General features: G+C 72.1%; 10 protein-coding genes. 5 read left to right on the top strand and 5 right to left on the bottom strand.

Translation table 11 applies throughout. The features are described 5' to 3' along the window. Positions 1-125 precede the first annotated feature (125 nt). Positions 126-2,069: an RICIN domain-containing protein gene (locus AB0M30_RS18360; RefSeq protein ID WP_364585202.1), complete on the top strand. Its 1,944-nt coding sequence runs from the start codon at positions 126-128 to the stop codon at positions 2,067-2,069. Between the two features lie 58 nt (positions 2,070-2,127). On the opposite strand, the gene AB0M30_RS18355 is transcribed toward AB0M30_RS18360, so the two are convergent. Continuing rightward, complete coding sequence (locus AB0M30_RS18355; RefSeq protein WP_364585201.1) at positions 2,128-2,463, bottom strand: DUF3140 domain-containing protein; 336 nt, start codon at positions 2,461-2,463, stop codon at positions 2,128-2,130. Between the two features lie 173 nt (positions 2,464-2,636). Between AB0M30_RS18355 and AB0M30_RS18350 the strand changes: the two genes are divergently transcribed. Continuing rightward, entirely contained in the window at positions 2,637-3,362 is a 726-nt protein-coding gene (locus AB0M30_RS18350) for a GAF and ANTAR domain-containing protein (protein ID WP_199191529.1), read from the top strand. 137 nt (positions 3,363-3,499) lie between these two features. On the opposite strand, the gene AB0M30_RS18345 is transcribed toward AB0M30_RS18350, so the two are convergent. Further along, a complete protein-coding gene (locus tag AB0M30_RS18345) occupies positions 3,500-3,970 on the bottom strand; it encodes a hypothetical protein (protein WP_364585200.1) in 471 nt (156 codons plus the stop codon). Further along, positions 3,967-5,187 (bottom strand): hypothetical protein, encoded by a 1,221-nt coding sequence (locus AB0M30_RS18340; protein ID WP_364585199.1) that lies wholly within the window; start codon positions 5,185-5,187, stop codon positions 3,967-3,969. Before AB0M30_RS18340 ends, AB0M30_RS18345 begins: the two co-directional genes overlap by 4 nt. A 219-nt stretch (positions 5,188-5,406) precedes the next feature. Between AB0M30_RS18340 and AB0M30_RS18335 the strand changes: the two genes are divergently transcribed. Next, positions 5,407-8,499: a BTAD domain-containing putative transcriptional regulator gene (locus AB0M30_RS18335; protein ID WP_364585198.1), complete on the top strand. Its 3,093-nt coding sequence runs from the start codon at positions 5,407-5,409 to the stop codon at positions 8,497-8,499. Between the two features lie 416 nt (positions 8,500-8,915). Further along, a complete protein-coding gene (locus AB0M30_RS18330; RefSeq protein ID WP_364585197.1) occupies positions 8,916-9,266 on the top strand; it encodes a hypothetical protein in 351 nt (116 codons plus the stop codon). Between the two features lie 528 nt (positions 9,267-9,794). Here the strand turns inward: AB0M30_RS18330 and AB0M30_RS18325 are convergent. Together AB0M30_RS18325 and AB0M30_RS18320 are read right to left on the bottom strand one after the other, a co-directional pair. Then, the gene (locus AB0M30_RS18325) at positions 9,795-10,859 is read right to left on the bottom strand and encodes an aldo/keto reductase (RefSeq protein WP_364585196.1); all 1,065 of its coding nucleotides are present in this window, start codon (positions 10,857-10,859) and stop codon (positions 9,795-9,797) included. 77 nt (positions 10,860-10,936) lie between these two features. Then, positions 10,937-12,439 carry a tannase/feruloyl esterase family alpha/beta hydrolase gene (locus AB0M30_RS18320; protein ID WP_364585195.1) on the bottom strand — a complete coding sequence of 501 codons (1,503 nt, stop codon included), beginning with the start codon at positions 12,437-12,439 and terminating at the stop codon, positions 10,937-10,939. 149 nt (positions 12,440-12,588) lie between these two features. Here AB0M30_RS18320 and AB0M30_RS18315 point away from each other — a divergent pair, with 149 nt between their 5' ends. Beyond that, entirely contained in the window at positions 12,589-15,582 is a 2,994-nt protein-coding gene (locus tag AB0M30_RS18315; protein ID WP_364585194.1) for an AAA family ATPase, read from the top strand. Positions 15,583-15,648: the final 66 nt, after the last annotated feature.

Here is a 15,648-nt window from a genome sequence, read left to right as displayed (position 1 = left end):
GCCTGAGGTGACTCTCGCGCCGGCCGACGGCTGAACAAGGTTCTAAGAAAAGTCCCCACCCGCACCGAAGGGCAGTTTCGACGATGAACCTGCGGCGTTTGCTCACCGTCCTTTGTGTACCAATCGTGACGACCGGGCTGGCGGTGGCTCCGGCGGAAGCGGCCACCGGGGTGACGGTCAAGCCGGACCCGACCTACCGGCAGCAGCCGTTCGACGGCTGGGGTGCCAGCCTGGCGTGGATGGCCGAGGCGACCGGCGGCTACCCCAACGCCGTCCGGAACAAGCTGGCGGACCTGGTCTTCGGGCCCGACGGGCTGAACCTGAACATCGCCCGGTTCAACGTCGGCGGCGGCAACGCCCCCGACGTCCCGTCGTACCTGCGCGCGGGTGCCGCGGTCCCGGGCTGGTGGAAGGCGCCGGCCGGCACCACCCGCGCCGACAAGGACTGGTGGACGCCGGGCAACGCCGCCGAGTTCGACCCGAAGGCCGACCCGAACCAGCGCTGGTGGGTCGACAAGATCAAGAACCGCGTCACGAAGTGGGAGGCGTTCAGCAACTCGCCGCCGTACTTCCAGACCGTCTCCGGGTACGTCTCGGGTGGCTTCAACGCCACCGACGAGCAGCTGCGGCCCGACAAGATCGGCGACTTCACCGCGTACCTGACGCAGGTCGTGCGGACCCTCGAACGCGCGCACGGCATCAAGTTCGCGTCGGTGAACCCGCTGAACGAGCCCAACACGAACTACTGGAAGACCACGCTCGGCGCCGACGGCAACCCGACGGGCGGGCGGCAGGAAGGCGCGCACATCGGGCCGTCGGTCCAGTCGCAGCTGATCCCGGCGATGGCCGGGGCCCTCAAAGCGGCCGGCTCGCGGGCGATCGTCTCCGCGCCCGACGAGACCAACCCGGACATCTTCGCCGCGGACTGGGCCGGCTGGTCGGCCGAGGCCCGCGCGGCGGCGGGCCGGCTCAACGTGCACACCTACGGCACCGGCAACCGGCCGGTCCCGCGCGACCTGGCCAAGGGCGGGGACAAGCCGCTGTGGATGAGCGAGGTCGGCGGCAGCTGGCTGGACCGGCAGGACTTCACGGACATGGACCCCGGCCTCGGCATGGCCAAGCAGATCACCGACGACCTGCGGCTGCTCGAGCCGAGCGCGTGGGTCAGCTGGCAGCCGATCGAGGACTACAACAACATGAAGCCGGGCGGGGAGTCCGCGGCCGGGATGAACTGGGGCGAGATCCAGGTCCCGTTCGACTGCCCGAAGACCGCCACCTTGCAGACCTGCCAGGTCAAGACCAACACGAAGTTCAACACGATGCGCAACTTCACCCACTACATCCGGCCGGGTGACCGGCTGGTCGGGGTGAACGACACCGCGTCGACGGCCGCGATGCGCGGCGACGACCTGGCGACGGTCGTGCACACCAACGCGGACACCACCGACCAGGACGTCACGCTGGACCTGTCCGGCTTCCGCAACGTCCGGAACGGCGCTTCGGTGACGCCCGTCGTCACCGACGTCACCGGGGCGCTGAAGCGGGGCAAGCCGGTGCGGGTGACCGCGGGCAAGGCGACGCTGCGGGTGCCGGCGCGTTCGGTGACGAGCTTCCTCGTCGACGGCGTCTCCTCGGCGACGCCCGGCACGGGCCTCGGCTCGGGCAAGCCGGTCACCTTCACCGGCGTGCAGAGCGGCAAGTCGCTGTCGGCGGAGAACGGCTCGCTGGTCCAGCGCACGACGGACGCCTCGGCGCCGGCGCAGCGGTGGACGCTCACCGACCGCACGGGCCGCTACGGCAACCGCGACCGGTTCACCATCACCAACGCGGGCACGGGCCAGGTGCTCGCCACGGCGGGCGGCGCGGTGACGCTGGCCGCGGCGGGCACGTGCGACCCGGCGGCGCAGTGGACCCTGTCCACGACGGGTGACGGCACCTGGACGTTCGTCAACGCGGCGAGCGGGCAGCTGCTCGACGTCACGGGCGAGTCGCGTGCGGACGGTGCCCGGATCGGCCTGTACAAGCCGACGAACGGGCCCAACCAGCGCTGGCAGGCCATCGCCGGCTGACCGGGGAACCGCTGGAGGCCACCATCGGCTGCCGATGGTGGCCTTCGGCGCGTCCGGGTCAGGCCGGCTTGAGCGGGTCGTGGCCCAGCGACATCAGGCGGTGGCGCCAGTGGGCCTGGCCGGCGGTGGGCTCCAGGTCGTCGCGGCGCTCGGAGAGCACCCGGTCGACCACCTTGCGCATCACGTCCGCGTCGCGGTCGTCCACGTCGGACCGCCGCTTGCGCAGCACACTCAGCACCTGGTGGCCCGTCGGCGGGCCTGCCTCATCGGGGAGCGGCTCGGCCTCCGGGCCCGCGTCGCGGGTGCGCAGCCAGTCCTCCAGCTCGCGCGAGGTCATGTTCACCACCCGGTGGAACTCCGCCCACAGCTCGCCGTCAACAGCGGGATTGGCCATTCTCCCGGCCTACCCGGCGCGGCCGACGTCAAACCGCCGCCGGTGGCCGGTAGAATTCCTCCGGACCCGTTGAAACGCCAGCGGTGGTCTCTGTTGACGCTGCTGGCGAGCTCATCCCGTGCTCGCCGCTTGACGCATGGGAGGGGTGGGCCTTGCCGACCACTGGCGACGGCATGGCGGAGCGGGTCGACGAGCTGAACGCCGTGCTGGCCGATCTTGTCGGGGTCCTCGAATCGATGTCCGACACGCCCGGGCTGCTCGACGCGGTCTGCGGCGAGGCGGTCCGGGTGGTCCCGGACGCGGACCTGGCCAGCATCCTGGTCGTCCGCGACGGCGTGACCCAGACCGCGGCCTTCACCGACGAGCGAGCCCGGCGCATCGACGACGTCCAGTACGCGGCGGGCGACGGTCCCGGCCTGCTCGCGGCGCTGACGGGCGAAGTCGTCCGGGTGGCGGTCGCGGAGACGGGCGATCAGTGGCCCGAATTCGTGGCGGCGGCCAAGGAACTCGGCGTGGGCAGCTACCTGGCGGTCCCGCTGCGGGTGGACGACACCCTGGTGGGCGCGATCACGCTGTTCGGCTTCGAGACCCACGGCTACCACGAGTTCGACACGAAGGTGTTGCGGCTGTTCACGTTGTGCGTGGAGACGGTCCTGCGGCTGACCCGCCGCTACCGCGAAGCCCGGCGGCTGGCGGACGAGCTGCGCAACGCGATGGAGACGCGCGCGGTGATCGAGCAGGCCAAGGGCATGCTGATGCTGATCCACCGGGTCACCGAGGACGCGGCGATGCACCGCCTGATCGTGGAGTCCCAGCACACGAACATCAAGCTCCGAGACGTCGCGGCCCGCTTCACGAAGCGGATGAGCTCGGCCGACGGGGGTACGGCGCGCCACTGAACAGCGTCCCCAGACCGCTCTGGACGGCGTACTCGATGAGCGCCCGCGCCTGGTCGCGGGCGCTCATCGAGTGCCCACACCGCGGCGGCTTGCGCAGCCCCGGGTCGGGAACGACAGGCCGATACGCATGACTCGGGTTACCCCGAGGGGCGCCGGTGCAGCAGGTCGGCGGCGGCCGGCTGACACCGGAGCTCCTCGGGAGCCCTGGCCGCCGAGCTCGCCGCGCCGAACAGCACGAACCAGCCCACACGTCTCCGGTCGAGGTGCCACTCCATGCCGGTGAGGGCCGTGAGCGTGCCCAGCGGTCGTCCGGTGATCAGCCACACGCAGGCGGCGACCGCGGCCGGTTCGGCGCGCCCGCGACCGACGAGGGTGGTCTCGCCGCGGCGGTCGCCGAGCAGTAGCCCGGCCGAGCGGATCGGGACGGCGGCCAGGGTGAGCCCGGGAAGCCGGTCGAAGAGCCCGGCCACCGCGGCTCGTCCACCGGCTTCGCAGCGACGGGCCGGCGCGATCACCGCGTCGGCGAGGGTGGCCCGGTCGCCGGGAGTGCCGGTGACCAGCGTGCCTTCGCGGTGGCCGCAGGTGTAGTGCCACGTCGTGAGGGTCATGCCGGCACCGGATTCGGCAGCGGCACCGGGGCGACCGGGACGGCGTGCGCCGGTTCGGGAAGGCCCAGCAGCCGGTACAAGGTGCGGCGCAAGATCGAGCCGGCCTCGCCGGGCCGGGACGTCAAGAGGCGGTGGATGGTGCCGGGCAGCCGAGCGGCGTCGCGGGCCGCGGCGGCGGCGCGCAGCTGGGGAACCAGTGGCCGGCCGGGCCGCCAGCGGGGCGCGTGCCGGGCGAGGACCTCGGCCGGGGTGCCGCTCAGGAGCGGCTGGCCGGGGTTGTCGTCTAGCAGGATCGACGCGCCGGTGGCCGCGCCGTAGCCGGTCGCGGATCCGTAGTCCCCGAGCACGTGGTCGGCGGCGACCAAAGCGGCACGCCAGCCTTCTTCGGGCGGCACGAGGACGAGTCCGGCCCGGAGGGCCGCCGCGAGCCAGGAGCGGACCTGCCGGGGCCCGTGGTGGGCCCAGATCGCGGGGTGCAGCGCACCGACGACCCGGTAGCCCTCCCGCGGGAGGGCGGCCAGGACGCGGTCGAACAGATCGGGGTGACGGCCGAACGCCGACCGGGGTGACCAGGTCGAGGTGACCACGACGACCTGCTGGTCGCCGGTGGCGCCGAGGGCGTCCCGGTACCGGTCGCGGAAAGGCAGGCTGGCGGTGATGCGGTCGAGGGCGATGTCGCCCGCGACGACCGCGGCGGGGAGCGCTTGCGGGCAGGCGCGGGCGAGGAGCTCGCGCTCGTGGTCGTGGACCAGGACGATCGCGTCGGCGCGGACCCGGCCTTCGCGCACCAGCTGGCCGGGGCCGAGACCGAGCTCGGGGTGGTGCGGCCGGGTGGTGGCGGGCGAGCGCCACGGCCGGAACTGCCCGAGGCCGCCACCGTGCGGGATCAGCAGGACCGGCGCGGTCAGGTCGTCGAGGCCGCGGGTGCTGCCGGCGAGGACGAGGTCGACGTCGCTGCGGCGAGCTTGGGCCCACGGCAGCACCGGGCCGCCCTGTGCGCGCAGGAAATCGTGCGTGGCCTGCCAGTTTTCGCCGGATTCGGGATCGGTGAACACGATCTGGACGCGGTGGTCGGCTTCGAGCAGGGGGAGCAGGTCCAGCAGCCGCGTGCCGGCGACGACGTGCGGCACGAGCACCAGGACGGATTTCGTTCCGCACCTGGTGGCCCAGTGGGCATCGGCGCGCTCGATGGGGCTGCGTACCCAGGTGGCGGCCATCGCGGTCCTCCTCGTGATTGTCCAGTTGTTGTCACGAAGGTGGAGGACGGGGCTCACAAAAGGCTTTCGGCCTGCGGTTTCGTTGGTTGACAATCGATCAACAATCGTCATTTCCGGGCCGGTGAACCGGCGCTGACGTGGTCTTTTACCGGCAACAATGGAAAACTGTCGGCGGTGGGGCGGTCGGCCGGTGGCCGAAGCCGTGGCGGAGGGGGTCGCATGGAAATCGCGCTCGGAATTCTCGGGCAAACGGCCATGCTGCTGCACGGGAAAGTGGATGTGAAGTGGGCTCACCCGCGCTCGAGGCAGGTGCTCGCCGCCTTGCTGACGTCCCCGAACCAGCGGTTCCCGGTCGACGCGGTCGTGGACTGGGTGTGGGCGGAACACGAGAACGCGCCGCGAGGAGCGCTGGCCACCCTGCACCAGAACGCCGTGCACCTGCGGCAAGCGCTGCAGAAGAGCGGAATCCCGGCCCGCATCGGGGTCGGGAAGCACGGCTGTGTCGTGGAAATCGACGAGGCACTGGTCGATCACCGCCTGTTCTCCCGGTTGATGGCGCGGGCGCGCGAGCTGCGTGATCGCGGCGACCACCGGCGCGCGCAGATCGAGGCGCAAGCGGCGGTGCGGCTGTGGCGGGACGATCCGCTCGCCGACTTGCCGACGCAGCGGGCCGACGACTGGCGGGCGCAGTGGATGCGCGGCCATTGGCTGCCCGCCAACGCTTTCCTGGTCGCCGAGCTGCTCGCCGTCGGTCATGGCGACGTGGCGCTCGGCAGGCTGCTGGAGCTCGAACACGCGCATCCGCTGGAACTCGGCCTGGCGAAACTGCGCTTGCGCGCCCTGGCCGCGACGGACCGCCCGGACGAGGTGACCGAGTTCTACTTCGCCAAGCGCCGCCAGTACCTCGACGTCGGCGAGCTGCGCGCCGCGGACGAGCTGCGGGCGGTGCACGACGAGGTGATCAGCGGCGACGGTGGGTTCCCCCGCCAGGTCGTGCGGATGCGCGCCGTGGACGTCGAAGAGCCGGCCGGCCAGCCGGTCTGGCACGTGCCTCCGGACGGCGACGGGATCGAAGGACGGGCCGAGCTGCTGGCGGAACTCGACGCGTTCACCTCCGATTCGAGCGGCGCCTCCCGGCGCGGGGTGGTCGTGGTGACCGGTGGGCCGGGCGTGGGCAAGTCCACGGCGGTCGTGCGGTGGGTGCACCGGGCCCGGCGCCGGTTTCCGCACGGCGCCGTCCTGCTCGACCTGCGAGGGGATGGTCAAGCGGCCTCCGCGAACAGCGGTGAGGTCGTGGACACGTTGTTGTCCCTGCTGGATTTCCCGGTCGGCCAGGTGGTGAGTCCCGTGGCGAGAGCGGCGAAGCTCTCGGGGCTCCTGCAACGGCGGCCTATGCTGGTGGTCCTCGACAACGTCGACAGCCGCGAGCAGATCGCCCCGCTGCTCGGCGTGCTCGACGCCTGTACGGTTCTGGTGGTTTCGCGGTGGCGGCTGCCTTCGCTGGCTGCGACGGTTTCCCCGCCGGTGGTGACCGTGCCGCCGCTGACCGAGCAGGACGCGACCGCGCTGCTCGACCGCCGGATCGGCCGGCGGGCCCGGGAAGATCGCGACGGCGTGGCCGAACTGGTGCGGGTGTGCCAGGGGAATCCGCTGGCGCTCACGTTGGTGGCCGACCGCGCCGCGGCGCGGACCGGCCTGCTCCTGTCGACCCTGGCCGGGCAGCTGCGGGACGCGGACATGCTGCTGGACCTCGGGTACGAGGGAGATGCCCTCCAGCGGAGCCTGCGTGCGGCGTTCACGGCGTCCTACCAGGTGCTGGGGCCGGGTGAGCGACGCGCGTTCGCGGTGATCGGGGTGCACCCGGGAGCGGAAGTGACGACCGAAGCCGTGGCGGCCGGGGACGGGCGCCCGCTGCCTGCCGTGCGCCGTTCGCTCGACGTCCTGGTGGCGGCGCACCTGCTCGAGCACCCGAGCGATCTGGATCGCTACCGCGTCCACGACCTTTTGCACGCCTACGCCGCCTCGGTCGCCGGGCAATTGGCCGACGTGGCGGAAGTGCGGTGCCGGCTGTTCGATTTCCACCTGCAAATGGCCTATGAGGCGCATCGTCTGGTTTTCCCGTACAAACCGCCGCCGCAGCTGCCGGCGACCCGGACGCGGCCGGGGGCCGGTTTCGGCAGCGCGGCACTGGCTCGGCAGTGGGTGGTCCGGGAAAAGAACGTGCTACTCGAAATCGCTGCTGCCGGTGGTGCTGAAAGCGCTTACTTGCCCGCGTTGTTCGCTGAGTTGATCACGGAAATGGGTTTTTACGCCGACGCGGTCAATTGCCTCACCGTGGCGATCAGCCGTGTCGAAGAGGTGCTCGCCGAAGGGGGTGACTCCGCGCCGCAGCTGCGTCAGGTACTCGGGTCACACCTGAACGACCTCGCGGTCGTGTTGATGCACATGGGCGAGGAGCCGCGGGCGGAGCACCACCTCCGGCGGGCGTTGGCGCTCGCCGAGGCAGACGGGTTTCCGCTGGGCCGGCTCGTCTCGACGCTGAACCTGGCCCGGTGGCACCTGCGGGTCGGCCGGGCGCCGGAGGCGGCGGTGCTGTGCCGGTTGGCGCTGCAGCTGGCCGATGAGCTGAACGAGCCGTCGTTGTGTGCCGCCGCGGCCCATCGGCTGGCGAACGCGCTGGTCGCGGCCGGTGGGTTCGAGCAGGAGGCGCTGGACCTCTACGCCGAGGCGCTGGAACACCTGTGGGAATCCGGCGACCGGACGGCGCGGTTGCAGATCCACACCGCGCTGGGTGCGCTGCTCACCGACCTCGGGCGCCTGAACGAGGCTGATGAGCAGTGCCGGCTCGCCGCGGAGCTGACCCCGGCGTGCCTCAACCTGCCGGCGGTGATGAAGCTGAACACCGTGCTGGCCCGGTTGCGCCACCAGCAGGGCAATGCCCGGGCGGCGTTGTGGTACGCGCACCGCGCGGTCGAGCTGGCCGACCGGACCCGCCACGCGACCGGCCAGGCCAGGGCGTTGTCGACGCTGGCGGTGATCCTCCGCGACCACGGGAACCGGGAAGACGCACGGGCGTTGTGGGTGCAAGCGGCGGAGCTCTACCGTGGGCGGGCGCGGACCAGGCGTGCTGCGGAGATCGAGGAGCTGGTCGCCGAGCTGGATGCCTCCGAGCCGATCATCCCGGCGGCGCGCGACGGTGAGCGGGACACCGTGGCGATGCTGCCACCGCGGTTGCGGCGAAACCGTCAGACGTCACCCGATACGGCATTTCCTTCTCGTGGCCGGAGCGGATCCGCTACAGAAGACGCGTGAAATCGTTGGCAGGTAACGTCTTTCGGCGCACGATCGTCCACAGTGGTTGACGCCTCAGCCGGCCGCACCGGCTGAGCGTTTGTGGGCCCCCGGGGGCGGCAACCATGCTGGGTGCATGCGCCCGATCCGCCCGAGTCGACAGTTCGGCTTTTCGGGCGCTCGTGTAACGACCGTCATAACTGTGCCCACCAACGTCACGATCGTCGGACCAGGTGCTCCACACTCATGGACAGGACACCGCACCGGGGAGCGGAACCAGCCATGAGCGCATGTGACGAACGATGGGCCACTCGGTTGGCGGTGTACCCGCCGACATCGATGTCGTTGGGTGGACGTGGACCGCGTGACACGCGAGTCAGCGACCGGGGCCGCGTTCCCACGCACACGGATCAGCTGGTCGGGGCGGCGATGATCTGGTGAGCGACGATCACAGAGACACGGGTCCTCCCGAGCCGGTTCCCGCCGAGATCCCGGCCGAGCTCGTCCAAGTCCTCGTGGAGCACTACACCGCCGGGGAAACGATCGAAAGCCTGGTCGCGCGGCACCCCTACAGCTATCGCAAGATCCGGGTCGCCCTGCTCGACGCCGGCGTCACCCTGCGCCCACCGCGGATCCCGCTGCCGCCAACCCCGCCCGGGCTGGTCAACGCTTATCTCGACGGGCGTTCGATCCGGCAGCTCGCCACCACCTACGGCATGTCCTACAACCAGACTCGCAACGTCCTCCTCGCGGAGGGTGTCGAACTCCGCCGCCGGGGGCAGCCGTGACGCCGGTCGCGCCGGGTTTCGCGACTTCGGCCGCGAGACCCGGCGCACCTAGCACCCAGTAGGGTGGTTTCAGGCGTTCAGGCCGCCATGATGATCCACCAAAGCGGCATCAGGTGCGTCAACGGCTTCTCCTTCCATCGATCAGGACCAGGAGCCGCATGCTCCGCAGGTGGACGAGGTACCATCTTTGCTCTCCTGCGGAGTGCGGTGGCCAAGGCGTGAACCTCGTTCGGTGGTCATTCGGTCGGGGTGCCAAGACCATAGCCCTGCTGGATTAGGTCCAATCATCGGGGGGTGGTCATTCGACCGTGTCCCACTTTGGAGGAAAACCGCACGGTGGCCTGACCAGGCGAATTCGCTCCGAATTCGACGGGCTGCACCACTTTCCGCAGTCTACTGTAGAGCTTCGGGGAGGCCGGATCTCGTCCACGGCAACGGCATCCGCGGAGCCGTCGCCCGGTTACATCGCTCCTCGGCCTGTAACTCGCGAAAGGAAGAACTGAAGTATTTTCACTCGAACGAGTGGCGCTACCAATTCCGGACCGCCGGCGCGTACCCCGCCGGCTTGTCGCCGATCTTCAACTCCGGGCTGACGATCCAGTTCTGGTACGCCGGGGTGAACATGCGGTACACCGACTCCGGCGGGACCGCGCTCGCCTCGTCGAGCAGGGTGCGCAGCTCGGCCGGGATTTCGAAGTCGAGGGCCGCCATGCTCTTGCCGAGCTGGCCGGCGCTGCTCGCGCCGACGATCGCCGCCGCGATGGCCGGCTGGGTGGCCACCCAGTTGATCGCCACCTGGGCCATCGTGACTCCCAGCTTGCTCGCGACCTCTTCGAGGGGCGCGAGCACCTGAGGGGTGCGCTCGGTCCAGGAGGGCCCGTCGCTGAGCCGCCCCGCGCCGCCGTCGCGGTACTTGCCGGTGAGGACGCCGCCGGCCAGGGGGCTCCACGCCGTGACGCCGAGGCCGAGGTGCTGGGCCATCGGGACGTGCTCGGTCTCGATCTGGCGCTCGACCAGCGAATACGGCAGCTGCAGGTTGACCATCGGCGCCAGCGAGTGCGCCTCGGTGAGGCTCTGCGCCCGCGCCGCGTACCAGCTCGGCACGTCGGACAGGCCGGGGTAGCGGATCTTGCCCGCGCGGACGAGGTCGTCGAACGTGCGCACGACCTCCTCGACCGGGGTGATCCGGTCCCAGGTGTGCAGCAGGTGCACGTCGACGTAGTCGGTGCCCAGCCGGCGCAGCGACGCGTCGAGGGCGCGGATCAGGTGCTTGCGCCCGTTGCCGCCGGCGTTGGGGTCGGCCGGGTCGACGGTGTTGGTGAACTTGGTGGTGAGCACCAGGCGGTCGCGGGAGTTCGTCTCGGCGATGAGCCGGCCGAGGATCGTTTCGCTCTCGCCGGCGGTGTAAAAGTCCGCCGTATCCACGAAGTTGCCGCCCTCTTCGACGTACTTCCGGAAGATCGGGCGGGCTTCGTCCTGGGTTTTGCCGTAGGCGGCGTGGAAACCGCCGGTGCCGAAGTTCATCGTGCCGAGGGCGAGCCGGCTGACGCGCAGCCCGGAACGGCCGAGGAGATAGTACTGGTCGAGTGCCATGACTTCAGCGTGCCGAGCCGTTTTTGGACCCGCAAGTCCAGTCCGCGAGCGCCGCGGTGGGCGCTCGCGGACCGGGCTCAGCGGCAGCGGTAGCTCGACGCCGTGGCCGGGTCGCCGCCGGTGTAGCGCGAAACCCGCGGGTACGGGCACAGGTTGCGCGTCTTCCCGTCCGCGGACGCCGCCGCGAGGGTGGCCGGCGCCTTGCCGTGTTCGACCCAGTCGACGAGCGCGCCCAGCGCGTTCGTCGGCTCCGGGCCGCCACCGCCGAAGCAGTGCTCGACACCCGGCGCGAGGAACAACCGGTAGAAGTCGTTCACCCGCTGCGGGCCGCCCATCGCGCGTTCCACCTGGGTGCGGTAGGACAGCGTGCCGCCCGGTGGGATGAGCTGGTCGTTCGCGCCGACGAACGTGATCAGCTTGCCGCCGGCGCGGCGGAACGCCGACAGGTCGGGGTCGGACGTGCCGATGACGTCGTCGTACTCGCGCACCGACTGGCGGAACAAGGCGGTGAACTGCGCGTAGGTGAGCTTCGAGGTGTCGAAGCCGGCCTGCTTCTCCAGGAACGACTGCACCCACTTGACGGCGACCGGGAAGCCCGGCGCGGTCAGCGTGCCGTCGGGGCCCGGCTGGGTGCCGGCCAGCCACGTGAAGTCCGCGCCCTTCGGCAGCCCCGCCCACAGCTTGCGGCCGCGCTCGTCCGTGGGGCCGGCCCAGATCTTGCGCACGACCTCGGCGTCCGCGGCCGTGACGGTGACCTCGTGGCCGTCGCAGACCACCTTCGTCCCGACGAGGCCGCGCGGGTCGTAGCCGCACTCGTCCGGCCGGTCGACGATGCCGTTGGTCACGCCGTCCTGCGCGTCGCAGGCCTGGACCGCGGCCGTGCGGAACGCCGAAAGCACGCAGGGGCTGGGGAAGTCGTGGCTTTGGTTCATCACGACCTGCGGCCAGAGGGTCGCGACCGCGAACTGCGTCCAGTCGACGGCGGGGGCGTTGGCCAGGACGCCGTCGAAGTCCTCGGGGTGGTTCTGGGCTTCGGAGTAGCCCTGGCGGCCGCCGGTCGAGCAGCCGGTCCAGTAGGAGTACGAGATCGGCCGCTGGTAGTACCGCTGCGTGACGGCCTTGCCGACGACGGCTTCTTCGTGCACCGAGCGGGTGGCGAAGTTGGTCAGGAGCGTCTGGTCGACCCGGCCGTCTTTGAGCGCCCAGGACGTGTCGAGGCCGTCCAGGGACACGCCCGCGTCGGTCGTCACGGCGCTGTAGCCGTCCTTGACCGCTTGCGGGAGCGCGTCGAAGTTGCCGGCGGCGTAGGCGCTGCCGCCGAGGGCCTGGAGCCGGCCGTTCCACCCGGTGTCCGGCAGGGCCACGGCGACCTTGACGTGGTCCGCGCCGGTGTGGGTGAGCGTGACGGTGATCAGGCAGTACGCCGGCTGGGGCGCGGCCCGCACCGACTCGATCTTCGCCCCGGGCGGGGCGGGCACCGCGACGGCGGCGCACGGGGTCGGGGTTGCTGCCGAGGCGGCCGGCTGCGTGACGGTGGTCAGCAGGAGCGGCACGGCGGCGGCGAGAAGGAGGCGTTTCATCGGTCTCTCCGGTCGCTTGCGTCCGATGTGGACATTTCGGGGGGAACGGTAGGCGCGGGGCCGGCGACCCCGCGCCCGTCGGATGACGCTGCTGCCGTACGTCACTCGGCCGTGAGCTGCGGAAACAGGGGTTGGGTAAGGTCGTTTCCATGGCGCTGAGCGGACGGGACACCGAGCTGAAGGAGCTGGGCGAGCTCGTCGACGGCCCGGAGGACCGCAGCGGCGTCCTCCTGCGCGGGGAAGCCGGCATCGGGAAGTCCGCCCTGGTGGCTTCGACGGCCGCGGCGGCCTCGGTCGCGGGGTTGCGGGTGCTGCGCACGACCGGGGCGGAGGCCGAGCGGAACCTGGCTTATGCCGGGCTGCACCAGCTGCTGTACCCGGTGCGGGCCGGGGTGGCGGAGCTGCCCGCCCCGCAGCGCGACGCCCTGCGGACGGCGCTGGGGCTGGCCGACGGCCCTTCGCCGAGTGCGTACCTGGTCGGGCTGGCGGCGCTGACGCTGCTGGCCGAGGAGGCGGCGGCCAAGCCGTTGCTACTGGTCGCGGAGGACGTGCACTGGCTGGACCGGGCGAGCGCGGACGTCCTGGCGTTCGTGGCGCGGCGGATCGAGACCGAGCCGATCGTGCTGCTGGCGACCCTGCGGGACGGCGCGGAGTCCCCGCTGCTCGACGCGGGCTTGGCGTCGATGGTGCTGGACCGCCTCCCGGCCGACGCGGCGGCCGAGCTCCTGGATTCGGTGGCGCCGCGGCTGGCGCCGGCGGTCCGGACACGGCTGCTGGCGGAGGCGGCGGGGTTGCCGCTGGCGTTGACGGAGCTGCCCTTGGCGGTGGGTGAGCTCGACGGGCTGGATCCGGTGCTGCCGCTGACGGAGCGCTTGGAACGCACGTTCACGGCCCGCGTGGCGGCGCTGCCGGAGCTGACCCGCACGGCGTTGCTGGTGGCGGCGCTGAACGAGACGACCTCGCTGGCGGAGACGCTGGCGGCGACGGCCGCGCTGCTTGCGGCGGGCGCCGAGGTGGCTGCCGGGGCGGGGGCTGGGCCGGGCGAGGGCGCGAGTGTGGCTGCGGCGGGTGCCGAGGTGGCTGCGCGGGCTGGGCTGGACGGTGGTGTGCGTGGGGCCGCGGTGAGCGGAGCTGGCGTGCTTGGGACGGGTGCGGGGGCTGGGCTGGGCGAGGGCGCGCGGGGGGCCGCGGCGGGCGGAGTCGGTGTGCTCGGTGCGAGTGCGGAAGCTGAGCTGGGCGAAGTGCCTGAGTCCAGCGCCGAAGCACTTCCCCCGACCGGTGCCGAAGCGCCCGGGGCCAGCGCCGACCCCGGCATCCTCGCCCCCGCCGTCGAGGCTCGGCTGATCGAGCTGTCCGCCGGGGCCGTCACCTTCCGGCACCCGCTCATGCGGTCCGCCATCCCCGCCTCCGCGACCCCGCTCGACCGCCGGCACGCTCACCTCGCCCTCGTCGAAGCCCTCCGCGACCAGCCCGATCGCCGCGCCTGGCATCAGGCCGCCGCCACCGCCGGGCCCGATGAAACCGTCGCCGCCCAACTCGAACACACCGCCGAACGAGCTCGCTTCCGGGGCGGTGCGGCCGCGGCCATCGCCGCTCTCGAACAGGCCGCGCGGCTGAGCCCGGACGCCGAGGACCGGGCCGACCGGCTCCTCAAGGCCGCCGAACTGGCCGTCGAGTCCGGGCGGCGGGAGACCGCCGAACGCCTGGTGCACGCCGCCGACCCCGCCGACCCCCGCCGCCGGGCCACCGCCGGGCGGCTGCTCAGCGAGTTCGAAGACGGCGTCCGCGAAGACCCCGCCCGCGTCGCGGAACTCGCCCGCACCGCCGCCTCCGTCGCCGCCGACGGGCAGCACGACGCCGCCATGCGGATCCTCTGGAGCGCCGCCATGCGGTGCTTCTGGACCGAACCCGGTCCGGAAGCGAGACAAGACCTCCTGGACGTCGCCGATCGGCTGCCCGTCCCGGAAAACGACCCGCGGATCGTCGCCGTCACCGCGTACGTCGCGCCCTTCGAACGCGGCCGAGCCGTCCTGGCGCACCTGCGGGAGCTGGTCGCCAAGACCGGCGCCGATCCCGAGGTCGACCGGTACCTGGGCAGCGCCGCGCTGCAGGTCGGGGCCTTCGACCTCGCCGCCCGGTTCTCGGCCGCCGCCGCTCCCGGCCTGCGGGCCCAGGGCCGGCTCGGCCTGTTGCCGCGGGCGCTGGCCGTCCAGGCGTGGAGCCGCGTCCGGCTCGGTGACCTGGCCGGGGCCGTGCCGGCCGCGGCGGAGGCGGCCCGGTTCGCGCGGGAGACCGGCCAGCCGTTCATGGCCGGGCTCGCCACCGCGGTCCAGGCCGAAATCGCCGCCCTGCGCGGCGAGCACAAGCAGGCGAAGACGCTGGCCGACGAGGCCGAACGCGCCGGGCTCGCGGCCGGCGCCCGGCCCGTGCTGGCCACCGTGCAGCTCACCCGCGGGCTGACCGGCCTGAGCGAGGGCCGGTTCGAGGACGCGTTCGCCGACCTCCGCCGGCTGCTCGACCCGGCCGACCCCGCCTACCAGCTGGCCTTGCGCACGTACTGCGTCGCGGAACTCACCGAGGCCGCGGTGCGGGCCGGGCGGACGGACGCGCTGCGGGACGTCCTCGCCGAGCTCGAGCCGCTCGCGGCGAAGACGCCGTCACCCGCGCTGCACATCGGCCTCCGGTACGCGCGAGCCGTGCTCGACCCGGACGACGAGCGGTTCGCCGAGGCGCTGCGAGCCGACCTGACCGGCTGGCCCGCCGAACGCGGCCGCGTCCACCTGGCCTTCGGGGAGTGGCTGCGGCGGCAGCGGCGGGTCGTCGAATCGCGGACGCACCTGCGCACCGCCCGCAAGACCTTCGACGCGCTCGGCATGGCCGCCTGGGCCGACCGGGCCCGCCGCGAGCTGCGCAGCGCGGGCGAGTCGAGCCCGAACCGCGGCCCGGACGCCCGGGACAAGCTGACCCCGCACGAGCTGAGCATCGCGCAGCTGGCCGCCGAGGGGCTGACGAACCGGGAGATCGGGCAGCGGCTGTACCTTTCGCACCGGACCGTCGGCACCCACCTGCACCGGATCTTCCCCAAGCTGGGCGTGAGCTCCCGCGCCGACCTCGCCGGGAAGCTGAAGACCCTCGGCGGATGACGTACACCGGCTGCGTCATCTGACGGGCGCGCGGTTCACCGGACAGCTCCTAACGTGGTGAAAGTC

The organism is Amycolatopsis sp. NPDC051716 (assembly GCF_040681595.1).
In the GTDB taxonomy this organism is placed as follows: Bacteria; Actinomycetota; Actinomycetes; order Mycobacteriales; family Pseudonocardiaceae; genus Amycolatopsis.
This window is presented reverse-complemented; position numbering and strand designations above follow the sequence as displayed.